Source organism: Bradyrhizobium xenonodulans, assembly GCF_027594865.1.
GTDB classification, from domain to species: Bacteria; Pseudomonadota; Alphaproteobacteria; order Rhizobiales; family Xanthobacteraceae; genus Bradyrhizobium; species Bradyrhizobium xenonodulans.
In genome coordinates this window covers 5,495,214-5,517,490 of record NZ_CP089391.1, presented here as the reverse complement: position 1 = coordinate 5,517,490, position 22,277 = coordinate 5,495,214, and the positions used below count along the sequence as shown (strand labels likewise).

General features: G+C 64.6%; 16 protein-coding genes. 11 read left to right on the top strand and 5 right to left on the bottom strand.

Translation table 11 applies throughout. The features are described 5' to 3' along the window. Window positions 1-109: 109 nt before the first annotated feature. The 3 genes from I3J27_RS26245 to I3J27_RS26235 form a co-directional block, all read right to left on the bottom strand. On the bottom strand, window positions 110-538 hold the full coding sequence (locus I3J27_RS26245) for a GlcG/HbpS family heme-binding protein (RefSeq protein WP_270161789.1): 429 nt from the start codon (window positions 536-538) through the stop codon (window positions 110-112). Continuing rightward, window positions 531-3,509, bottom strand: coding sequence for an FAD-binding and (Fe-S)-binding domain-containing protein (locus I3J27_RS26240; protein ID WP_270161788.1), 2,979 nt, complete (start codon window positions 3,507-3,509; stop codon window positions 531-533). The genes I3J27_RS26245 and I3J27_RS26240 overlap by 8 nt, the downstream gene beginning before the upstream one ends. A gap of 106 nt (window positions 3,510-3,615) precedes the next feature. Continuing rightward, window positions 3,616-4,353, bottom strand: a complete 738-nt coding sequence (locus I3J27_RS26235) for a GntR family transcriptional regulator (RefSeq protein ID WP_270161787.1) — start codon at window positions 4,351-4,353, stop codon at window positions 3,616-3,618. Window positions 4,354-4,486: 133 nt separating this feature from the next. Between I3J27_RS26235 and I3J27_RS26230 the strand changes: the two genes are divergently transcribed. From I3J27_RS26230 to I3J27_RS26190, 9 genes are all read left to right on the top strand, one after another. Beyond that, a complete protein-coding gene (locus I3J27_RS26230) occupies window positions 4,487-5,689 on the top strand; it encodes a pyridoxal-phosphate-dependent aminotransferase family protein (RefSeq protein ID WP_370691867.1) in 1,203 nt (400 codons plus the stop codon). Window positions 5,690-5,743: 54 nt separating this feature from the next. Next, a complete protein-coding gene (locus I3J27_RS26225; RefSeq protein ID WP_270161786.1) occupies window positions 5,744-7,027 on the top strand; it encodes an MFS transporter in 1,284 nt (427 codons plus the stop codon). A gap of 125 nt (window positions 7,028-7,152) precedes the next feature. Continuing rightward, window positions 7,153-8,352: a pyridoxal-phosphate-dependent aminotransferase family protein gene (locus I3J27_RS26220; RefSeq protein ID WP_270161785.1), complete on the top strand. Its 1,200-nt coding sequence runs from the start codon at window positions 7,153-7,155 to the stop codon at window positions 8,350-8,352. Between the two features lie 27 nt (window positions 8,353-8,379). Continuing rightward, window positions 8,380-9,177, top strand: a complete 798-nt coding sequence (locus I3J27_RS26215) for an enoyl-CoA hydratase/isomerase family protein (RefSeq protein WP_270161784.1) — start codon at window positions 8,380-8,382, stop codon at window positions 9,175-9,177. Between the two features lie 600 nt (window positions 9,178-9,777). Then, entirely contained in the window at window positions 9,778-13,692 is a 3,915-nt protein-coding gene (locus tag I3J27_RS26210; RefSeq protein WP_270161783.1) for a beta strand repeat-containing protein, read from the top strand. A gap of 223 nt (window positions 13,693-13,915) precedes the next feature. Beyond that, window positions 13,916-14,890 carry a tripartite tricarboxylate transporter substrate binding protein gene (locus I3J27_RS26205; RefSeq protein WP_270161782.1) on the top strand — a complete coding sequence of 325 codons (975 nt, stop codon included), beginning with the start codon at window positions 13,916-13,918 and terminating at the stop codon, window positions 14,888-14,890. A gap of 168 nt (window positions 14,891-15,058) precedes the next feature. Then, a complete protein-coding gene (locus I3J27_RS26200; RefSeq protein ID WP_270161781.1) occupies window positions 15,059-15,601 on the top strand; it encodes a tripartite tricarboxylate transporter TctB family protein in 543 nt (180 codons plus the stop codon). A gap of 11 nt (window positions 15,602-15,612) precedes the next feature. After that, window positions 15,613-17,130, top strand: a complete 1,518-nt coding sequence (locus I3J27_RS26195; RefSeq protein ID WP_270161780.1) for a tripartite tricarboxylate transporter permease — start codon at window positions 15,613-15,615, stop codon at window positions 17,128-17,130. Between the two features lie 162 nt (window positions 17,131-17,292). Beyond that, on the top strand, window positions 17,293-18,162 hold the full coding sequence (locus I3J27_RS26190) for an outer membrane protein (protein WP_270161779.1): 870 nt from the start codon (window positions 17,293-17,295) through the stop codon (window positions 18,160-18,162). 241 nt (window positions 18,163-18,403) lie between these two features. Here I3J27_RS26190 and I3J27_RS26185 read toward each other — a convergent pair whose 3' ends face one another. Next, window positions 18,404-19,597, bottom strand: coding sequence for a CaiB/BaiF CoA transferase family protein (locus I3J27_RS26185; RefSeq protein WP_270161778.1), 1,194 nt, complete (start codon window positions 19,595-19,597; stop codon window positions 18,404-18,406). A 235-nt stretch (window positions 19,598-19,832) separates the two neighbouring features. On the opposite strand from I3J27_RS26185, the gene I3J27_RS26180 reads away from it, so the two are divergent. Together I3J27_RS26180 and I3J27_RS26175 are read left to right on the top strand one after the other, a co-directional pair. Further along, window positions 19,833-20,819, top strand: coding sequence for a glycosyltransferase family 2 protein (locus I3J27_RS26180; protein ID WP_270161777.1), 987 nt, complete (start codon window positions 19,833-19,835; stop codon window positions 20,817-20,819). Next, complete coding sequence (locus I3J27_RS26175; protein WP_270161776.1) at window positions 20,816-21,481, top strand: class I SAM-dependent methyltransferase; 666 nt, start codon at window positions 20,816-20,818, stop codon at window positions 21,479-21,481. Before I3J27_RS26180 ends, I3J27_RS26175 begins: the two co-directional genes overlap by 4 nt. Before the next feature lie 3 nt (window positions 21,482-21,484). On the opposite strand, the gene I3J27_RS26170 is transcribed toward I3J27_RS26175, so the two are convergent. After that, a complete protein-coding gene (locus I3J27_RS26170) occupies window positions 21,485-22,261 on the bottom strand; it encodes a glycoside hydrolase family protein (protein ID WP_270161775.1) in 777 nt (258 codons plus the stop codon). Between the last annotated feature and the right edge of the window lie 16 nt (window positions 22,262-22,277).

The following is a 22,277-nucleotide window of genomic DNA, read 5'->3' as shown; positions in this document are numbered from 1 at the left end:
GTACGGCCGCGATGCAGCCGCGCCGTCGCCCTTCGAGGGCCGCTGAAGAAGCGGCCACCTCATCAGGGTGACGGTGATGGTTTAGCGCGACGCGCCCCGGAATGACGAGCTACCCCGCGTTGGCCTTCAACCCCGCCGCCTGGATGCCCGCCACCGCGCAGGCCTCGTCATTGTCGGAGGTGTCGCCGGAGACGCCGACGGCGCCGAGCAAGGTCGTGCCGTCCATGATCAGCACGCCGCCGGGGACCGGCACCAGCGCGCCCTTGGCGATGGTGTTCACGGCGTCGATGAAATAGGCCTGCTCCTGTGCGCGCTGGTACAGCGCGCGCGAGCCCATGCCGAGTGCGAGCGCACCATAGGCCTTGCCGTGCGCGATCTCGGCGCGCATCAGGCTGGTGTCGTCCTGTGCGGCGGCGATCTTGAGCACACCGCGGGCGTCCAGGATGGTGACGACCAGCGGCTTCAACTTCAGCTCGGTGGATTTTGCGAGGGCGGCGTCGAGGATCTTGCGGGCGGTGTTGAGTGTGAGGTCAGCCATGGCTGGTTTCCTTTGTCGTGGGAGTGGTTGTGGATTGGGGCGCGGCGCGGTCGAGGCTCATGGCCAGCACGCGCGCGACGTGAAGCGCCTCGCGCTGGGTGCCGTCGTGGATCTGGTGCCGGCATGAAGTGCCGTCGGCGACGACGAGCGTGTTCTGTTCCGCGCGTCGCACGGCGGGCAGCAGCGACAGCTCGGCCATCTCGATCGAGGCATCATAGGTGTCGGCACCATAGCCGAAGGCGCCGGCCATGCCGCAGCAGCTGGACTCGATGGTCTCGACCTTCAGCCCGGGAACGAGGCGCAGCACCTGCTCGACCGGCTTGAAGGCGCCGAAGGATTTTTGATGGCAATGGCCGTGGACGACAGCCTTCTCAGCGACGGCGCCGAGCGGCAGTTGCAGCCGGCCGGCTTCCGCCTCGCGCACCAGAAACTCCTCGAAGGTCAGCGCATGGGCGCCGACCGCCTTGGCGTCATCGTCCTTGCGCAGTGAGGCAAGCTCGTCGCGCAGCGTCAGCAGGCAGCTCGGCTCCAGGCCGACGATCGGCACGCCGCGCGCGGCGAAAGGCGCGAAGGCGGCGACGAGACGATCGAGCTCGGACCTCGCTTCGTCGACGAGTCCGGCGGACAGGAAGGTGCGGCCGCAGCAGAGCGGGCGGCTTCCGCCCGCAGGCTTGGGCAGATGCACCCGATAGCCGCCAGCCGCGAGCACGCGCAGCGCGGCGTCGAGGTTCTCGCGCTCGTAGATGCGGTTGAAGGTGTCGGCGAACAGCACGACCTCGCGGCCGGTTTCCGGCCCGACGGCTTCAGCCGGCGGCGCAAAGACATCGCTGCGGAAGGCGGGCAGTGCCCGGCGTGCGCTGATGCCGGCAAAGCGCTCGAACAGCTTTCGCAATAGCGGACTACGATTGCGCAAATTCGCGATCGGCGCGAAGCGCGCGGCGATGCCGGCATAGCGCGGGAGATAGCCGACGAGGCGGTCACGCAGCGTCAGGCCGCGCGAGGCTGCGCGCGCGGCCAGCACCTCGATCTTCATCTTGGCCATGTCGACGCCAGTCGGGCATTCGTGGCGGCAGGCCTTGCAGGAGACGCAGAGTTTGAGCGTCTCCATCATCTCGTCGGAGGATAGCGCATCAGGGCCGAGCTGGCCGGAGATCGCGAGCCGCAGCGTGTTTGCGCGCCCGCGCGTCACGTCCTTCTCGTTGCGCGTCGCGCGGTAGGACGGGCACATCACGCCGCCTTCGAGCTTGCGACAGGCGCCGTTGTTGTTGCACATCTCGACCGCGCCCTGAAAGCCGCCGCCGGCGCCGGGGTACGCGGACCAGTCGAGTTTTGTCTTCAGCTCGCCGACGCGATAGTCGGGCTTGAAGCGGAACAGCGAGCGGTCGTCCATTTTGGGTGCGTCGACGATCTTGCCGGGATTGAGAACGCCGCCGGGATCGAAGCGCTGCTTCACTTCCCTGAAGTCGGCGACGAGGCGTTCGCCAAACATGGTCTCGTGGAATTCGGAGCGCACCAGACCGTCGCCATGCTCGCCGGAATGCGAGCCCTTGTATTCGCGCACCAATGCGAAGGCCTCTTCGGCGATGGCGCGCATCGCCTTGACGTCCTTCTCCAGCTTCAAATTCAGCACAGGGCGCACATGCAGGCAGCCTTCGGAGGCATGGGCGTACATCGTGCCGCTGGTGCCGTGCCTGGCGAAGACTTCGCTGAGGCGCGCGGTGTAGTCGGCCAGATGCGGCAGCGGCACCGCGCAGTCCTCGACGAAGGAGACCGGCTTGCCCTCCTGCTTCATCGACATCATGACGTTGAGGCCGGCGGCGCGGAAATCGGCGATGCCGCTCTGCAACGCAGGCTCGGTGATCTCGACCACGCCGCCCCATTTGCGCGTCTCGTTGTTCCAGCCGAAGCCGAGATCGCCCATCAGCTCGCCGAGCTGCTTGAGCCGCGCGAGATTGTCGGCCTGGTCCTCTTCGGCGAATTCGACCACCAGCACGGCATCCGGATCGCCCTTGATGGCGGCGGAGATGATGGGCCTGAACATAGCGATGTTGCGACCGAGCGCCAGCATGGTGCGATCGACCAGCTCGACCGCGATCGGCTTGAGCTTGACCAGGTGCTGGGCCGCGTCCATCGCCTCGTAGAAGCTGCCGAAATGGCAGATGCCGAGCGCCTTGTTGCGGATCACCGGCCACAATTTCAGCTCGACCTTGGTGGTGAAGGCGAGCGTGCCCTCGGAGCCGACCAGCAGATGAGCCATGTTGTTGCGCGCGTTGCGCGGCGTCAGCGCATCCAGATTGTAGCCGCCGACGCGGCGCTGCACCTTTGGGAAGCGCGCCGCGATTTCATCCGCCTCGCGCGTACCGAGATCGAGCATGTCGCGGAACAGGGCGCGGGTGCTGTCGCCGGCGTCGAGATCCGAGAGGTCGCGCGAGACCTCACCGAAGCGGCTCAGCGTGCCGTCGGCGAGCGATGCCTCCATCGACAGCGTGTTGTCGCGCATTGTGCCGTAGCGAAGTGAACGGCCGCCGCAGGAATTGTTACCGGCCATGCCGCCGATGGTGGCGCGCGAGGCGGTGGAGACGTCGACCGGAAACCACAGGCCGTGTTTCTTGAGCTGGCGGTTGAGGTCGTCGAGCACGATGCCGGGCTCGACCACGCAGGTCCGGGTCGCGACGTCGAGCGACAGGATGCGGGTGAGGTGCTTGGAGAGATCGACCACGAGCCCGTCATTGACGGTCTGGCCGCACTGCGAGGTGCCGCCGCCGCGGGGGGTGACCTTCAGTCCCTCGTCCCGAGCGATCGCCAGCGCCCGCAGGGCCTCGTCCATGGTCTTCGGCACGACCACGCCGGCCGGCATGATTTGATAAAACGAGGCATCGGTGGCGTAGGGGCCGCGGCTGAAGCCGTCGAACAGGACGTCGCCTATCATTTCCGCGCGCAGGCGCCGTTCGAGCGAGGAGGCGTTTGTCATTCCTGATCCCGGACTGCCTCAGCGAGGCGGCTCAGCCCTGCTGAGTTATTCATTATCTTTCCTGATCGATTATATTATGAATTCAAAATGAGCAAGCCGATCGCCCTCAGGGCGAGGCCGGCGCGTCCTCTTGGGGCTCGGTCAGGTGCTCGATTGCGGCCGCTCGCTTGTTGCGCAGGTGCTGGAACAGGATGTCGCTCAGCTCGCTGGCGGCGCGGCGGCGCAGGGCATCGAGGATGGCCTCGTGCTCGCGCATGGCTTCCGCCCAGCGCTGCCGCTTGCGGGCGAAATTGGCGGAGTAGCGGACCCGGCGGATGCGTCCGGCAAAGTTGGCGTAAGCGATCTTCAGCGTCTCGTTGCGCGCGGCCGCGACGATGCTCTCGTGGATGCGCTGGTTGGCCTGGAAATAGCCGTGCATGTCGCGATGCAGGTAATGGCCGTACATCTCGTAATGCAGTTGCTCGATTGCGGCGATTTCGGCGTCCGTAATGGCTTCGCAGGCAAGGCGCCCGGCCAGGCTCTCAAGCCCCGCCATTACGTCGAACAGCTCCTCGAGGTCGCGCTGGCTGAGCTGGCGCACGCGCGCGCCGCGGTTCGGCAGCAGCTCGATCAGGCCCTCGGCGGCGAGCACCTTTAAGGCTTCGCGGAGTGGTGTCCGGGAGATGCCGAGCATCTCGCAGAGTTGCCGCTCGGGAACGCGCGCGCCGTCGGGAATGTTGCCCTCGACCACGTAGTCGCGCAGCCGCAGCAGGATCTCGCCATGAAGCGAGGCCTCCTGGCGGTCGCCGCCATTTGCAGCGGGCGGGGCGATCGGAACCCCGGTGTCGGGAATCGTGGATTTCATTTGCAGCACAATAGTTTGCCCGTTTGGTCGCGTCGACATCCACAATCGAATACCAAATTTCGATTGAAAGGACAAAAAATGAATGCAAAATAGCGTTCAGAGCCGGCCAGAACCCGCCGCCAGGGAGATTTTCATGCACCAGGGACGCCATTTCCTTCAGATTCCGGGCCCGAGCCCGGTCCCCGAGCGCGTCCTGCGCGCCATGGATATGCCGGTGATCGACCACCGCAGCGCGGAATTCGGCGAGCTTGGCCGCGCCGTGCTCGAAGGTAGCCAGACAATCTTTCAGACCAAGGGCCCGGTCATCATCTTCCCCTCCTCAGGGACCGGCGCCTGGGAGGCCGCGATCGTCAACACGCTGTCGCCGGGCGACAAGGTGCTGATGGTCGAGACCGGCCATTTCGCCACGCTGTGGCGGCAGATGGCGGGGCGCTTCGGCATCGAGGTCGATTTCGTTCCGGGCGACTGGCGCCGCGGCGCCGATCCAGCCGTGATCGAGGCGAGGCTCACCGACGACACCGCGCGCGCGATCAAGGCCGTGATGGTCGTGCACAACGAGACCTCGACGGGAGCCACCAGCCGCATCGCCGAGATCCGAGCCGCGATCGACCGCACGGGCCATCCCGCACTGCTGATGGTCGACACCATCTCCTCGCTCGGCTCGGTGGATTACCGCCATGACGAGTGGAAGGTCGATGTCAGCGTCAGCTGCTCGCAGAAGGGCTTCATGCTGCCGCCCGGTCTCGGCTTCAACGCGATCTCGGAGAAGGCGCGCGCGGCGGCGAAGAGCAACGGGATGCCGCGCTCCTATTTCGACTGGGAGGAGATGCTCAAGCCCAACGCCAACGGCTTCTTCCCGTACACGCCGGCAACGAACTTGCTCTACGGCCTGCGCGAGGCGATCGCGATGCTGCTGGAGGAGGGGCTCGAAAACGTGTTCGCGCGGCATCAGCGGCTGGCTGCTGCGACGCGCGCCGCCGTCAATCATTGGGGTCTCGAGATCCTCTGCCAGGAGCCGGCCGAGTTCTCGCCCGTGCTCACCGCGGTGCTGATGCCGCCGGGACATGACGCCGATCAGTTCCGGAAAGTCGTGCTCGACAATTACAACATGTCGCTCGGCTCGGGCCTGTCCAAGGTCGCGGGAAAAGTCTTCCGCATCGGCCATCTTGGCGAATGCAACGCGCTGACGCTGCTCGGCGCGCTCACCGGCGTGGAGATGGGCCTGTCGGTCGCGGGCGTGCCGTACCGCGCCGGCGGCGTCGACGCCGCGATGAAGCTGCTGGAGCAGCGCCCGCAGGGCAATGCGTCGCCACACCTGAAAGTGGTCGGCACCTAGATCGCGCGAAGCACGCAGGCGACAATCACAAAAAAGCAAACAGGGAGGGTGGAGATGGGTATCAGGTTCAAGGCCACGCATGTCGTGCTGGCGATGCTCTGCGCGATGTATTTCATCACCTATGTCGACCGGGTGAACATCGGCACCGCCGCGAGCGAGATCCAGAAGGAGCTCGGCCTGTCGAACACCCAGCTCGGCCTCGTCTTCTCCGCCTTCGCTTACCCCTATCTGCTGTTCCAGGTGATCGGCGGCTGGGTCGGCGATCGCTTCGGGCCGCGCAAGACGCTGTTCTGGTGCGGAATGATCTGGGCGGTGGCGACCATCTCGACCGGCTTCGTCAATGGCCTGGCCGCGCTGTTCGTCGCCCGCTTCGCGCTCGGCTTCGGCGAGGGCGCGACGTTCCCGACCGCAACGCGCGCAATGCAATACTGGACGCCCGCGAACCGCCGCGGCTTTGCGCAAGGACTGACGCATTCCTTCGCGCGGCTCGGCAATGCGGTGACGCCGCCCGTGGTCGCACTGCTGATCCTGTGGCTGACCTGGCGCGGGGCGTTCGTCGTGCTCGGCTTCGTCAGCCTGATCTGGGGCGTCGTCTGGGTCTGGTACTTCCGCAACGAGCCGAAGGAGCATGCTTCGATTACCGAGGCCGAGCTCGCCGCGCTGCCGCCGCGCCCGACCGGCGAGCGGCCGCGCGTGCCCTGGGGCCCGCTGCTCGGCCGCATGTGGCCGGTGACGCTGACCTATTTCTGCTACGGCTGGTGCCTGTGGCTCTATCTCAACTGGCTGCCGCTGTTCTTCAAGAACAACTACAGTCTCGACATCAAGAACTCGGCGCTGTTCGCCTCCGGCGTGTTCTTCGCCGGCGTGGTCGGCGACAGCGTCGGCGGCGTGCTCTCGGACAAGATCCTCGACCGTACCGGTAATGTCCGCCTGGCGCGGCTCAGCGTCACGGTTACGGGATTTACGGGCGCGCTGCTCTCGCTGTTTCCGATCCTGTTCGTCCACGACATCACGATCGTCGCACTGTGCCTGTCGGCCGGCTTCTTCTGCGCCGAGCTCGTGATCGGCCCGATGTGGTCGATCCCGATGGACATCGCCCCGAAATATTCAGGGACCGCCTCAGGCCTCATGAACACCGGCTCGGCCTTCGCCGCGATCGTCTCCCCGCTGGTTGCCGGCTTCGTGATCGACGCCACCGGCAACTGGTACCTGCCGTTCCTGATGTCGATGGGGCTGCTGCTGCTCGGCGGCTTCTCGGCCTTCCTGATGCATCCCGAGCGGCCGTTCACGGAGGCCGAGGGGAGCGTTCCCTCGGGGCGGGTGGTGGCCGCGGAATAGGGGGAGCGCGCCCGGAGCAAGGCCGCCGGTTATGCATGGAAGACGCCTTTAGGAGAGGGGACAAGCCAGTCAAATGGTGCTATTCGGCGGCCATCAAAACCAAGGCAAGACCGGGAAGGACGCCGATGACCGTGCATACTGGAAGGCATTTTCTCCAGATTCCAGGACCGACCAACGTGCCCGACCGGGTGCTGCGGGCGATGGACATGCCGACGCTGGACCATCGCGGTCCGGAGTTCGCGGAGCTCGGTTTCGCCGTCCTGGCCGGAATGCAGCGGGTGTTCCGCACCAAGCAGCCCGTGATCATCTTCCCCTCGTCCGGCACCGGCGCCTGGGAAGCGGCGATGGTCAACGTGCTTTCGCCCGGCGACAGGGTCTTGATGTGCGAGACCGGCCAGTTCGCCGTGCTGTGGCGCGGCATCGCCGACAAGTTCAAGCTCGACGTCGACTTCATCCCGAGCGACTGGCGCCATGGCGCCGACCTCGCCGAGATCGAGAACCGGCTCGCCGCCGACCAGCAGCACGCGATCAAGGCGGTCTGCGTCGTCCACAACGAGACCTCGACCGGCTGCGTGACGGCGCCGCTCGACGTGCGCAAGCTGCTCGACCGCGTCAAGCATCCGGCGCTGCTCATGGTCGACACCATCTCCGGCCTCGGTTCGATGGAATACGAGCACGATGCCTGGGGCATCGACGTCTCGGTCGCGGGATCCCAGAAAGGCCTGATGCTGCCCCCGGGCCTCGGCTTCAACGCCGTCTCGGAGAAGGCGCTGGCGGTCGCGAAGGCCAACCCCGGCATGCGCTCCTATTGGGATTGGCAGGAGGTCATCAGCTTCAACAAGCTCGGCACCTACCCATATACGCCCGCGACCAATCTGCTCTACGGCCTGCGCGAAGCAGTCAAGATGCTGGAAGAGGAGGGGCTGGAAAACGTCTGGACCCGCCACAAGCGCCACAGCGCGGCGACGCGCGCCGCGGTCAAGGTCTGGGGCCTCGAGACGCAGTGCGCCGATCCCGCCGCGCATTCGCCGGCGCTGACCGGCGTGCGCGTGCCTGATGGCCACGACGCCGACGCCTTCCGCAAGGTGGTGCTGGAAAACTTCGACATGTCGCTCGGCACCGGCCTGAACAAGGTCAAGGGCAAGGTGTTCCGCATCGGCCATATCGGTCATTTCAACGATCTGATGCTGATGGGCACGCTCGCCGGCGTCGAGATGGGCCTCGATCTTGCAAAGATTCCGCACCGGAGCGGCGGCGTATTGGCGGCCATGGACGTCCTGAAGGGACGTGACGCGGTGCCGATGGCCAAGGCCCAGGTTGCATAAAATCAACAACACTGAAGTGAGCGCGCAATGAACGCACCGACGACGACCAGCGAAGACCTGCTCTACTCCGTCCAGGATGGCATCGCGCGGATCACCTTCAACCGCCCGCAGGCGCGCAACGCCATGACCTTCGCCATGTATGACCGCATGGCGGAGATCTGCCAGGAGATCAACGCCGATCGCTCGATCAAGGCGCTGATCCTGACCGGCGCCGGCGACAAGGCCTTCGCCTCCGGCACCGACATTTCTCAGTTCCGCGCCTTCAAGACCGCGCAGGACGCGCTCGACTACGAGGCCCGCATCGACCGCGTGCTCGGCACGCTCGAGCAGTGCCGCGTGCCCGTGATCGCGGCGATCGCGGGCGCCTGCACCGGCGGCGGCGCCGGCATTGCGGCCTGCTGCGACTTGCGCATCGGGACCGAGACGACGCGGATCGGCTTTCCGATCGCGCGGACGCTCGGCAACTGCCTGTCGATGTCGAACATCAGCCGCGTCGTCGCACTGGTCGGTCCCGCCCGGACCAAGGATCTGATCTTCAAGGCACGCCTCGTCGAGGCACAGGAAGCGCTGTCGCTCGGCCTGCTCAACGAAATCGTGCCCGACGTCGAGACGCTCCAGCGCCGCGCCGACGACACAGCAAAGCTGGTCGCAAGCCATGCACCGCTCACGCTCGAAGCGACCAAGGAGGCGGTGCGCCGCATCCGCCGTACGCTGTCGCGCGAAGAGGGCGAGGACCTGATCCTCAATGCCTATATGAGCGAGGATTTCCGCGAGGGCATGGACGCTTTCCTCAACAAGCGGACGCCGAACTGGCAGGGCAGGTAGCGCGGGTCCTTTGCTTTTTGCGCCGCTCTTGAAGTGGCGCGAAAGGCGGATGCGATCGCTGACGTCGATCGTCAGGCGTTTGACGCGATCTCCATTTGTCGCAGGTCTTTCAGGCGGTTCCGGCGCCCGGAACCGCAATTGTGCGCGTGCGCGCCTGCGCGTTCACGTTGACGGCGCGACAAGCTCGGGCATAAGATCGTGGAGGTTGCATGATGCCGTCTCGTATTTTCGAGCCGACAGGCCGGCCAGCAAGTGATTTTAAGTCCAGTCGAATTGGGTGATTTGATTTTCGTCGTGCGTTCTGACCGACCGTCCTGCAACCGATGTCATCGAACTGAAATTGAACTGTAGAAGTAGCGACGTAGTTTTTCACGACGCGAGCCGCGCCAGAATTTTCATTGCTGCTGACCATCCCGACGCCAGGCACGACCTCGCGAACAAGCCAGAACTCCTGAACCAAGACCCTCAAGCCAACGCCCTCAATTCAAGGCCTTTGCTTCAAGACCGTTTGAGTCTCGTCTGATTTCTCAGACCGATTAGTCACGTCGCCGCGCCATCATGCGGCGGCGCCTTCATGGCAACGCAGGCAGGGATTTTTTCATGACCAATCATACGCCGGTTTTCACCTCGTCATCCGCCACGGGCAGCTTCACCGAATTCGCCAATCTCGACGATTCGACCACGCTGCACACGCTGTCGGGAACGATGAGTTTCAAGGACAGCGACAAGACCGACACCCACACGACGACCGCGACGCTGCATTCCGCGGTGGTCTCGGGCGGAACGGTCGTCCCTGCCGCCTCGCTTGCGCATTTCCAGACCGCGATGCAGTCGCAGATTCTGAGCGATTCAAACGGCAGCGGCCAGCTCAAATGGAGCTTCAGCGACCAGGACCAGGATTTCGACTTCCTAGCCAAGAACCAGACGCTAGTCCTGACCTACGACGTCAAGGTCGCCGACAACCACGGCGGCTTCGCCATCCAGACCGTCAAGATCACGGTCACCGGCACCGACGACAAGCCGGTCATCAACATGACGACGGCTGCGACCGTCACCGAGCAGACCAATCAGACGCTGTCGCTCACGCCCGACACCGTTCGTGTCGCGCTCAACTTCACCGACGACGATCTCGCCAACACCGGGCACAGCGCGACCGTGATCGGCGTGTCCGCCGCCGGCGCCACTGCGGGGCTGCTGCCGGGCCCATGGGGCGAGGCCGAGCTGATGTCGTTCTACCACGTCGACAACGTCGTCAAGACGTCCGGCTCATCGACCGGCACCATCAACACCACCTTCTCCGCGCCCGATCTCGCTTTCGACTATCTCGCCGAGGGGCAGCATCTGGACATCACCTACACGGTGCAGCTCGATGACCACGCCGGCGGTATCTCGACGCAGATGGTCACGGTGACCGTGGTCGGCACCAACGACAAGCCGATCTACCTGTCGTGCCCGGAATCGGCGGCGCTCGTCGAGGACCAGAATGTCGATCCGAACGGCAATCTCCACGCCAGCGACAGCCTGCTCTTCACCGATATCGATCTTGCCGACGCGCACACCGTCTCGACCACGGTCACGGCGACCCGCTCGGGCGGCGGCGCGATCCCGCTGACGAATGCGCAATTGCTGGCCGCGTTCGGCACCTCGCTCCAGGATTCGACCGGCCATCTGATCGGCGAGGTCGACTGGAATTTCGCGCTGGCCAATTCCTCGACCAACTTCCTCAATGGCGGCGAGACGCTCAAGCTCGTCTATCACGTGGCGATCGACGACGGCCACGGTGGCTCCACCACGCAGGACGTCACCATCACGATCCTCGGCGTCAATCATCCCGTCGTCATTACCAGTGGTCCGGAATCCTCGACCGTGGCCGAGCAGGACGCCACCACGGGTTCGTCCGTGCCCGACACGACGCCGACAATTCCGGCCGGCACGCTCGCCTTCACCGACCAGGACACCAACGATACGCACACGGTGACGGTGATGCTGGATTCGAGCTCCGGCCCGACGCCGCCGGCCGCGACGCAGGCCGATCTTGCCGCGGCGCTGACGACGATGCTGCACGATTCCACGGGCACCGGCAGCGGCAGCATCGATTGGAATTTCGCGATTCCCGACCAGGATCTCGATTATCTCGCGGTGGGCGAGACGCTGACGGTGAACTACAACCTCAAGGTCGCCGACGGCTCGACAAGCTCGACGCAGGCCGTCTCCGTCGTCATCACCGGCGCCAACGACGCCGTTGCAATGACCGGCGGACCGGGCTCGGCCTCGCTGTCCGAGCAGGCCGGCGTGACCGGGTCGAATGCGATGGACACGACGAGCCCGCTGCCGACGGGGTCGCTGAGCTTCGGCGACGTCGACCTGTCGGACGTTCACTCCGTCAGCGTCGTGCTGAACTCCGCCGTGTGGTCGTTCGACCCGGACTTCGTGCCGTCGGAGACACTGGCGGACCTCCAGAATGCGCTCACCACGGCTTTGCACGATTCAACCGGAACCGGCACGGGCAGCATCGACTGGACCTTCTCGATCCGGGACGGCGACCTCGACTTCCTCAGCCCCGGCGAGACGCTCACGGTGCAATATGACGTCATCGTCGCCGACGGCAGCACGACCTCGACCCAGACGGTGACGGTCACGATCAACGGTGCCTCGGACCCGCTGCTGGTGACACCGGTCACGGTGGAGACGTCCGACACTGCGGTGCCCGACACCGGCACCGTGCTCGCCAGCGGCGCGATCTCCGACGTGAGCCATCCGATCGACCTGTCGACGCCGCGCACCATCTCGGAAGTGAACGGCAGCGCCGCCAATGTCGGCACGATGGTTGCCGGCGCCCATGGTTCGCTGTTGCTCAGTTCGGACGGCAGCTACGCCTATTACGCCGACGCCTCCGTCGATCCGCTCCAGGCCGGCGACAATGTCAGCGATATCTTCAACTTCACCGTCGACGACGGCCAGGGCCATCAGGCCACGACGACGCTGACATTCAATATCGCGGGCACCAACGACTATCCCATCGTCACGTCGGCCAATGTGAGCGGATCGGTCACCGAGGATGCCGGTCCCGCCTCGATCGTCAACGGCGATTTCGAGACCGGCAATCTGACAGGCTGGAGTGTCAGCGGGTCGCACATTCACGTCCTGCAATATGAGCTCGGCGGCAGCTTCGGCCATTATTCGGTGCAGCTTGCCCCGACGGACTCCGACGAGACGCTCTCACAGGCCATCGCGACCACGCCCGGCCAGCATTATTTCCTCAGCTTCGACCTCATCGGCGATCCCGAGCAGATCAGCACGCCGTTCTCTGTGGTCTGGGACGGCGTCACGCTGATGTCGACCGGCGTCACGCCGGGCATTCATCATTACGCGTTCGACGTCACCGGCGATCCCCTGCTGTCCACCTCGACGCTGCAATTCACCTACAACAACTTCACGGACGGCATGATCCTCGACTCCGTGAACGTCAGTCCGGCGACGGGGCCGGCGACCGAGTCCACCTCGGGCTCGTTCTCGTTCTCCGATGCCGAAACGACCGATACGCACACGGTCAGCTTCGTGCCCGCAGACAGCAACTATGTCGGCACGTTCTCGCTCGATCCGGTCAGCGAGTCCGGCGGGGCGGGTTCGGTCGGCTGGCATTTCACGGTGAACAACGCCGACATCCAGTTCCTGGGGCAGGGGCAGACGCTGACCCAGGACTATTTCGTCACGGTCGACGACGGTCACGGCGGCACTGTCATTCAGGACGTCACCGTCACGATCGACGGCACCGACGACGCGCCGACCGCGGTGGGCGAAACTGTCGTCACCGATGCCGGTGCCGGTGGCTCGGTCGCCATTGCCGCCTGGGCTTTGGCACTGAACGACACCGACCCCGACACCACGGACGGCCACTCGCTCGGCGCCGTCACGTCGAGCTCCGGCGGCAGCGCAGGGACTGCCTTCGGCTTTGCCTTCTTCACCGATGACGCAACGGCCGGCGGCTCGTTCGACTACACGGCCTCCGACGGGATGACGACATCGTCCAATAGCGCGACCGCGACCGTGATCAACAACGCCGCCAGCGCCTCGGTGCTGAACGGGACCGGCGGCGACGACATCATCGTCGCCACCAACGGGACCGAGGCCTTGAATGGCGCAGGCGGCAACGATGTCCTGATCGGGACGGCTTCCGGCCATGTCATGACCGGCGGCAGCGGCAACGATGTGTTTGCGTTCCTTCAACCACCCACAGCGCCGGGCCAGATCGTGGACTTCAACACCACCACCGAGCACGACCGCATCGCCATCTCGGCAAGCAGTTTTGGCGGCGGCCTGATATCCGGCATGGACGTGACGTCGATCTTCGAGACCTCGGCCGACAACACCTTCTCCGGCGCGGCCGAATTCCACTTCGATACGGGCAACCAGACGCTCTATTTCAGCGCGGATGGCACACAGGGCTCGGCGGTCGCGGTCGTCGTGGTCCAGGCCGGGGCGGTGATCAACCCGCACGACATCCTGCTGGTGTAGCGGGCCGGCGCATTTGCTTTCCGAACGGGCGCGGGCTCCGCAAGGGGCCCGCGCTTTTTTGCAGGCAGGTCGTGCTTGCAATCGGCCTCATTCCAAAGTCATAAGCGTGGCGGCGCCGGCCCGGCTTGAACTGGCCGGCATTCGCCCGCACAATGCAGTCCGCTCGACTTCGCGAATTGCCAATCCGAACAAGAAAATAGGGAAGATGCGCGTGGGACATGGAATGAAGGCCGCGGTCGTTCTGGCGGCGGCACTTTGCGCCACGCCGGTGTTTGCCGGCTGGGAACCGGCCAAGCCGGTCGAGATCGTGGTTGCTGCGGGCGCGGGCGGCGCCTCCGACCAGATGGCGCGGATGATGCAGGCCGCGATCCAGAAGAACAATCTGATGAAGCAGCCGGTGGTCGTTTCGCTCAAGGGCGGCGCCTCGGGCGCAGAAGCGCTGATGTACATGAAGTCCAGCGAGGGCGATCCGAACAAGGTGCTGATCGCCTATTCGCTGATCTACATGCTGCCGCTGTCGGCGAAGATCCCGTTCAACTGGCGTGAGCTGACCCCGGTCTCGGTGATCGCGCTCGATCAGTTCGTGCTGTGGGACAACAGCGCCGGCCCGAAGACGGTGAAGGAGTTCGTCGCGGCCGCGAAGGCCGCGAGCGCGCCGTTCAAGATGGGCGGCACCGGCTCCAAGCGCGAGGATCACGTGCTGACCGTCTTCCTCGAGCAGAAGACCGGCGCGAAATTCTCCTATCTGCCCTACAAGTCCGGCGGCGAGGCCGCGACCCAGCTCGTCGGCAACCACACCGAGTCCAACGTCAACAACCCTAGCGAAAATCTCGAAGTCTGGCGCGCCGGCCAGGTGCGTCCGCTCTGCGTGTTCGACAAGGAGCGTATCTCCTACACCAGCAAGGTGACGGACACGCAGTCCTGGGCCGACATCCCGACCTGCAAGGAGGAAGGCGTCGACGTCCAGTATCTGATGCTGCGCGCGATGTTCCTGCCCGGCAAGGTCACGCCGGAGCAGCAGGCGTTCTATGTCGATCTGTTCCAGAAGGTGACGCAGACCACGGAATACAGGGACTACATGGAAAAGCAGGCGCTGAAGCCGATCTTCCTCACCGGCAAGGACATGGTGCAATTCCTCGAAGAGGACGACGCCATCAACAAGTCGCTGATGACGGAAGCCGGATTCGTCGCGAAGTAGTCGTCTCCCTCTTCTCCCTTTCCCCGTTCTTACGGGGAGAGGGCAGGGGTGAGGGGCTCTCTCCACGAGTCGAGTCCGGGGAGAGAGTCCCTCACCCGACGCTTCGCGCCGACCTCTCCCCGTAAGAACGGGGAGAGGTGAACAAGTCCCAGACGTGCATCAGAGCTCATGTCCCAAACCGATCTTGAAATCGTCGTCGACGATCCGACCGCGCCTGAAGACGACTCGCCCTCCGTCGTCTCCTCCGGCACGATCGAGATCGTGGTCTGTCTCCTCCTGCTCGCGCTGGCCACAACGCTCGGCTACGACAATTGGCGCACCGGCGCCTCCTGGGATTCGACCGGGCCCGAGCCCGGCTATTTCCCGTTCTATCTCTCCGTCATTCTCGGCGGCGGCAGCCTCTACGGCCTGATCGTGGCGCTCATCGCGCACCGCAAGGCGGCAGAGACCTTCGTCACGCGTGCGCAGGCGCGCCGCGTGATGGCGGTGTTCGTGCCGACGCTGCTGTTCTGCCTGGTGACCCAGTTTCTCGGCCTCTATGTCGCGAGCTTCTTGCTGATCGCGGGCTTTATGCGCCTGGTCGGCAAGATCGCGCTGTGGAAGTCGCTGCTCACCGCCCTCGTGTTCACGGCGATCATGTTCGTCACCTTCGATATCGCCTTCGACGTCATCATGCCGAAAGGGCCGCTCGAAGCGGCCTTCGGCCACTAGGCGGGCCCGCGATGGAAGCTCTCGGTCTCCTGCTGCACGGCTTCGCCGTCCTGCTGACGTGGAAGACGCTCGTCTTGATGATGGTCGGGCTGGTGCTCGGCATCTTCGTCGGCGTGCTGCCCGGGCTCGGCGGCCCCAACGGCGTGGCGATCCTGCTGCCGCTGACCTTCACGATGGATCCGACCTCCGCGATCGTGATGCTGTCCTGCATCTACTGGGGCGCGCTGTTCGGCGGCGCGATCACCTCGATCCTGTTCAACATCCCGGGCGAGGCCTGGTCGGTCGCGACCACCTTCGACGGCTATCCGATGGCGCAGCAGGGCAGGGCGGCGGAGGCGCTGACCGCGGCGTTCACGTCGTCCTTTATCGGCTCGCTGGTTGCGGTGCTCCTCATCACCTTCCTTGCGCCGATGATCTCGTCCTTTGCGCTGAAGTTCGGCCCGCCGGAGTTCTTCGCGGTTTATCTCCTGACGTTCTGCTCGTTCGTCGGATTGGGGCGCGAGGCCAAGCACAAGACCGTCATCTCGATGTCGCTGGGGCTGCTGCTCGCCGGCGTCGGCATGGATACGGTGTCGGGCAATCTCCGCATGACCTTCGGCTCGGCCGAGCTGCTCCGCGGCATCAACTTCCTCGTCGCCGTCATCGGCCTGTTCGGCATCAGCGAGATCCTGCTGACGATGGAGGAACGCCTGGCGCTGCGGGGACATGCGGCGAGCATTTCGCTGCGCGTCGTGCTCGGCGTCTGGAAGGACCTGCCGAAATACTGGGTGACGTTGCTGCGCTCCTCCTTCATCGGCTGCTGGCTCGGCATCACCCCGGGCGGTGCGATCGCGGCCTCCTTCATGGGCTACAATCTGGCAAAACGTTTTGCCAAGGAGCCCGAGAGTTTCGGCAAGGGCCGGATCGAGGGCGTGTTCGCCCCTGAAACGGCGGCGCATGCCTCCGGCACCTCGGCGCTGCTGCCGATGCTGGCGCTCGGCATTCCCGGCTCCGGCACCGCCGCGATCCTGCTCGGCGGCCTGATGGTGTGGGGGCTCAATCCGGGCCCGCTCCTGTTCGTCGAGCACAAGGACTTCGTCTGGGGCCTGATCGCCTCGATGTATCTCGGCAATGTCGTCGGTCTCGTGCTGGTGCTGACGACGGTGCCGATCTTCGCCTCGATCCTGCGCGTGCCGTTCGCCGCGGTGGCGCCGATGATCGTGGTGTCCTGCGCGATCGGCGCCTATGCGATCCAGAACGCGATGTTCGACATCTGGCTGATGCTCGGCTTCGGCATCGTCGGCTACGTCTTCAAGAAGATCGGCATTCCGCTGGCGCCGTTCACGCTGGCGCTCGTGCTCGGCAACCGCGCCGAGGATGCCTTCCGCCTGTCGATGATCGGTTCCGGCGGGAACCTTGGGGTGTTCTGGTCGAACGGTCTGGTCGGCTCGATCACGACCCTGGCGATCGTGCTGCTGTTCTGGCCCGTGATCGACGGCTTGCTTGCCCGTGGCGGATTGACGCAGGGGTCCAAAACGACATCGGCGTAAGCCAAAACAATTTTCAAATTCAATAATATAAGGGCAGCATGTCGTTGTAGTCCGCAATGCCACACGCCCCGATTGTTTCTGCTTGTTGCTGGCCCGGCACAGTCTCCGGGCGCCACCCGGCGTATGTTTTCATCACAAAATCGTGCGGAGGGGGAGTTCTCCATGAAGCGGATCGTGATTGGAATGGCAGCGGCGATGTCGCTGTTTGCGACGGGCGCGCTGGCCGCTGATCTGGCGGCAAGACCTTACGTCAAGGCACCGGTCATGGTTGATCCGGTCTGGAGCTGGACCGGTTTCTATATCGGCGGCAATGGCGGCTATAGCTGGGGTCGTTCACGCACCGACGTCACTTACAACAACACGGCGACCGGTGCGGTGATCGTGCCTCCGGCAGGTTCCATTACCAATGCGTCGTTCGACATGAACGGTGCCGTTGCCGGTGGCCAGGCCGGCTACAACTGGCAGAGTGCCAACTGGGTGTTCGGCATCGAGGGCGACCTGAATTGGTCGGACGAGAGGGGCCGCGCTGTTTTCAATTGCGCCCCCACCGGAGTGGCAGGCGGAGCCTGTCTTCCTGGCGTGACCGCCCTCCCTGCCGGCGCCGCCGCCGGCACCACGCTGACGATCGACCAGAAGCTCCAGTGGTTCGGCACGGTCCGCGGCCGAGTCGGCATCCTGGCGACGCCGAAGGTGCTGTTCTACGGCACCGGCGGCGTGGCCTTCGGCGAGATCAAGACCACGGGTACCATCGCCGGCTTCACGCCTGCTGGTGTCGCGGTCGCTGCGACCAGCTCGACGTCGGATACGCGCGTCGGCTGGACCGTCGGCGCGGGTGTGGAAGGCAAGATCACCCAGAACTGGAGCGCCAAGCTCGAATATCTCTACATGGATCTCGGCCGCTTCTCGGCCGGTCCGTTCTCGCTGGCGCCGTCCCCCACGATCGCAGCCAACGTCTCCTCACGTTTCACCGACCACATCCTGCGCGCCGGCATCAACTACCAGTTCGGCGGCCCGGTGGTTGCCAAGTACTGAGACCAACAAAGGCGTCAACAAGAAGCAAAGCCCGGCCTCGCGCCGGGCTCTGTCGTTCTTGAACGCGATCTTCGAGATCGTCCGCATCACACCCGCCCGGTTCGTGCGCACAAATGCATGCCTGCGCCCTTCGAACGGCTGAGCTTCGAACGCGGGACGCGAAGCCGAAAACTCATACGCGAATCAAAAAGCCCGGCACGTGCGCCGGGCTTTTTCGTTCGCGACCCGTCAAGCGAAGGGCTCACACCACCTTGGCATCCCGGAGCTTCGCAATCTCGTCGGCACTGAGGCCGAACTCCTTCAGCACCTCGTCGGTCTGCTCGCCGAATTCCGGCGGCCGCGCCACCATCCTGCTCGGCGTGCGCGACAGCGTCACGGGCTGGCCGACCAGACGGATGTGGCGGTCGTCGTCGGTCGGCACGTCCTGCGCGATGCCGAGATGCCTGACCTGCGCGTCCTCGAACATCTGGTCGATGGCGTAGATCGGCCCGCACGGCACGCCGGCCTCGTTGAGCTCGCGGACCCAGGTCTCGGTCGACTTCGTCACCGTGCGCTTCTCGATCTCGGCGTTGAGCGCGTCGCGGTTCTTGGAACGGCCAGGTGCCGTTGCATAGTCGGGATGGCCAAACAGCTCAGGCGCGCCGATCGCCTGCGCGCAGCGCTCCCAGATCCGCCCGCCCGTGGTGGCGATGTTGATGTAGCCGTCTGAGGTCTTGAACACGCCGGTCGGGATGCTGGTCGGGTGGTTGTTGCCGGCCTGCTTGGCGACTTCTTTCTCCATCAGCCAGCGCGCGGCCTGGAAGTCGAGCATGAAGATCTGGGCCTGGAGCAGCGAGGTCTGCACCCACTGGCCCTTGCCCGACACCTCACGCTCGAGCAGCGCAGTGAGGATGCCCATGGCGCAGAACAGGCCCGCCGTGAGATCGGCGACGGGAATGCCGACCCGCATCGGTCCTTCGCCCGGCGCGCCGGTGATCGACATCAGCCCGCCCATGCCCTGTGCAATCTGATCGAAGCCCGGCCGCTTGTGATAGGGCCCGTCCTGGCCGAAGCCGGAGATGCTGCCATAGACGATTCGCGGGTTGATTGCGGCGAGGCTCTGATAGTCGATGCCGAGCTTCTTCTTCACGTCGGGACGGAAATTCTCGACCACGACGTCGGCTTTGGCGGCGAGGCGCTTGAACACGGCAAGCCCACGCTCATCCTTCAGGTTCAGCGTCATCGCCCGCTTGTTGCGGTGCAAATTCTGGAAGTCGGAGCCCCGCCGCGGCCCGCCCGGCTGCTCGCCGCCGCTATCCTCGGTCAGCGCGTCGATCTTGACGACATTGGCGCCCCAATCCGCGAGCTGCCGTACGCAAGTGGGCCCGGACCGGACACGGGTCAGATCGAGCACAGTGAAGCGCGACAGGGCTTCCGAGGCATGCGGAAAGGGCATCGTGAAAGGCTCCGGGACAGATTGCGGAGCCACCATAGTGCCGAAAAACCATGCGGCAAAGTGTCGGCCGGCGCAGCCTGCCATGTCCAATCTCGATGTCCAATCTCGATGCCCAATCTCGATGTCCGATTTCGATGCTTGCTTCGGCCGCGATCCCGCGCCTAGATTCCCCTTGCGCGGGCGAGGCGGGTGCGGCAAATCCCGCAACGCTCCGTGGCTTCAAGGGGATGTTCCGGTGAAATTGTCCATCGTCACCACCCTCTATCGCTCGGCGGCGACAATCGACGAGTTCTATCGCCGCGCGATCGCGGCGACCGAGCCGATCACGCGCGACGTCGAGCTCGTGATGGTGAACGACGGCTCGCCCGACGACAGCCTTGCGCGCGCGGTGGCGCTGCACGAGGCGGACCCGCGGGTCGTGGTGATCGACCTCTCGCGCAATTTCGGCCACCACAAGGCGCTGATGACCGGCCTGGCACAGGCGAGCGGCGACCTCGTCTTTCTTGTCGACAGCGACCTGGAGGAAGAGCCGGAGCTCCTGACGCGTTTTCACGAGCGCCTGGCGCAGGGTGATTGCGACGTGGTGTACGGCGTTCAGGAGGTTCGCCGCGGTCATCTGTTCGAGCGCGTCACGGGCGAGCTCTTCTTCGCGCTCGTCAATGCGCTCGGCGACCAATCGCTGCCGCGCAATGTGCTGGTGGCGCGGCTGATGACCCGCGCCTATGTCCACGCGCTTCTCGCACATGAGGAGCGCGAGTTCCTGATCGGAAACCTGTTTCAGCTCGCCGGATTCCGCCAGGTCGGGCTTCAGGTCGGCAAGCTCGCGACCTCGCCCACGACCTATTCGTTCCGCATGCGGCTCGAGATGGCGGTCAAGCATCTCACCACCACCTCGTCGCGGTTGCTGTATTACGTGATGTACGGCGGCATCGCGATCTTCATGATGTCGCTGCTCGCGATCCTCTATATCCTGGTCCGCTACTTCACCTCCGGCATCGGCGTCAGCGGGTATGCCTCGTTGATCATTTCGATCTGGTTCTTCGGCGGGGTGACGGTTTTCGTTCTCGGCATTATCGGAATCTACATCGCCGACATACTCATCGAGGTCAAACGGCGTCCCTATACGACGATACGGGAGGTCTACCGCGCGAAAGCCGCCGAAAACGTATTCCACGTGACGTCGCGAGATCAGCGGCATGAGGCCGGTCGAGGCCTGCAATGAGCAGCGATGCCGGAAGCCCGCACTCCGCGAACGAACTCGATATCGTTCTCAAGCAGGTGACCTCCTACTACGCCTCAAAGCTCGTAGCTTTCGGGGCGACGTCGGGCGGTGTGGACTGGAACGGGACGGTCTCACACGAACTGCGCCATCGCCAATTCTTGCGCCTGCTGGACGGCAATCGAGGGGCGTCCATACTGGATCTTGGCTGCGGATACGGCGACTTTTGCCGTTTCCTGCGCGCCGAGGGCTATCACGGCCTCTTCACGGGATACGACGTGGTGCCCGGCATGATCGCCGAGGCTTCACGGCTCCATGGCGAGGCGGGTTGTCGCTGGCGGGTTGGCGACAATCCGTCGGAGCCTGCTGACTTCGCGGTCGCCAGCGGCATCTTCAACGTTAGGGGGGGCGTGGCACCCTCGATGTGGACAGAATATGTTCACCGTACCATCGACGTGCTCGCAGGCGCGAGCACCCTTGGCTTTGCCTTCAACATCCTCAGCCTGTCCAGCGACCCCAACCGTCGCGCGGCGCACCTCCATTATGCCGATGCCGCCGAGATGCTGTCACACTGCTTGCGACGCTATGGCCGATCAGTGGCGTTGCTTCAGGACTATGGCCTGTTCGAATTCACGGTCATCGTTCGGCACGACCGGGCTGGATGATCCTCAATCCTGCTCGAGGATCGCCATTCCTAAACCGGCGTCACCATAGCGGCCGCCATTGTATAGCATGAGCCGGCCGATCTCCGTGTCAAACACGAAGGGATAGCACACCATCGTGCCTTCCCAGCTCTCCGGATCGTTGTGGATTCCGGCAAGCTCGTCCCGGCGTGTCCAGACCAGGCCGTCCCGCGACGTCGCATAGCCGATCCGATAGCCCCAGTCGTTTCCCCGATAGGAGTACCAGGCTTTGTAGCTTCCGTCGGCCTCGCGCAGAGGGCAGAAGCGTGCGATCGCAACCTCGCCGGGATGCTCGAACGTCAACGCGCTCGTGCCCTCGATGGTCCAGCGAATTCCGTCGGTCGATTCCGCGTAGTGGATGTCGTAGGAGGGAAGCGCATTACCGTCCTGCAAGGTCCATTTGCGTCCGGACTGATACCACATGCGAAATCGTTGCCCCTCGATGAGGACGGCGGGGTCGGCGACGAAGAGAGGCTCCTGCATGCAGCGGTCGATGATGGGACCAGGACTGACGCGCTCGAAGGGCAGATCCGGCCGGCCGGCCGGCCGCTCGGCTGCCCCGATCGCAGCATAGAAGCCGACGGTGATCCCAAGCGTCCATCCCTGATAATAGAGCCGCTCGATTCCGCCGTGCTCCACGATCCAGCATCCGATTGCACCGCTGTCGTCAAAACTGCCGAGAGGGCCCGGCGACAGGAGAGGCTCGGTTGCCATGCGCAATATGCGGGTCGGATCGTGGATGTCGATATCCAGCCACGACACATTGGATCGCCTCTTC

Excerpts from the sequence above, each read along its gene's own strand:
- I3J27_RS26215 (WP_270161784.1), top strand. The coding sequence starts at position 8,380 with ATGAACGCACCGACGACGACCAGCGAAGACCTGCTCTACTCCGTCCAG.
- I3J27_RS26200 (WP_270161781.1), top strand. The coding sequence starts at position 15,059 with ATGTCCCAAACCGATCTTGAAATCGTCGTCGACGATCCGACCGCGCCT.
- I3J27_RS26210 (WP_270161783.1), top strand. The coding sequence starts at position 9,778 with ATGACCAATCATACGCCGGTTTTCACCTCGTCATCCGCCACGGGCAGC.
- I3J27_RS26195 (WP_270161780.1), top strand. The coding sequence starts at position 15,613 with ATGGAAGCTCTCGGTCTCCTGCTGCACGGCTTCGCCGTCCTGCTGACG.
- I3J27_RS26230 (WP_370691867.1), top strand. The coding sequence starts at position 4,487 with ATGCACCAGGGACGCCATTTCCTTCAGATTCCGGGCCCGAGCCCGGTC.
- I3J27_RS26220 (WP_270161785.1), top strand. The coding sequence starts at position 7,153 with ATGACCGTGCATACTGGAAGGCATTTTCTCCAGATTCCAGGACCGACC.
- I3J27_RS26175 (WP_270161776.1), top strand. The coding sequence starts at position 20,816 with ATGAGCAGCGATGCCGGAAGCCCGCACTCCGCGAACGAACTCGATATC.
- I3J27_RS26225 (WP_270161786.1), top strand. The coding sequence starts at position 5,744 with ATGGGTATCAGGTTCAAGGCCACGCATGTCGTGCTGGCGATGCTCTGC.
- I3J27_RS26235 (WP_270161787.1), bottom strand. The coding sequence starts at position 4,353 with ATGAAATCCACGATTCCCGACACCGGGGTTCCGATCGCCCCGCCCGCT.
- I3J27_RS26205 (WP_270161782.1), top strand. The coding sequence starts at position 13,916 with ATGAAGGCCGCGGTCGTTCTGGCGGCGGCACTTTGCGCCACGCCGGTG.
- I3J27_RS26245 (WP_270161789.1), bottom strand. The coding sequence starts at position 538 with ATGGCTGACCTCACACTCAACACCGCCCGCAAGATCCTCGACGCCGCC.
- I3J27_RS26240 (WP_270161788.1), bottom strand. The coding sequence starts at position 3,509 with ATGACAAACGCCTCCTCGCTCGAACGGCGCCTGCGCGCGGAAATGATA.
- I3J27_RS26190 (WP_270161779.1), top strand. The coding sequence starts at position 17,293 with ATGAAGCGGATCGTGATTGGAATGGCAGCGGCGATGTCGCTGTTTGCG.
- I3J27_RS26185 (WP_270161778.1), bottom strand. The coding sequence starts at position 19,597 with ATGCCCTTTCCGCATGCCTCGGAAGCCCTGTCGCGCTTCACTGTGCTC.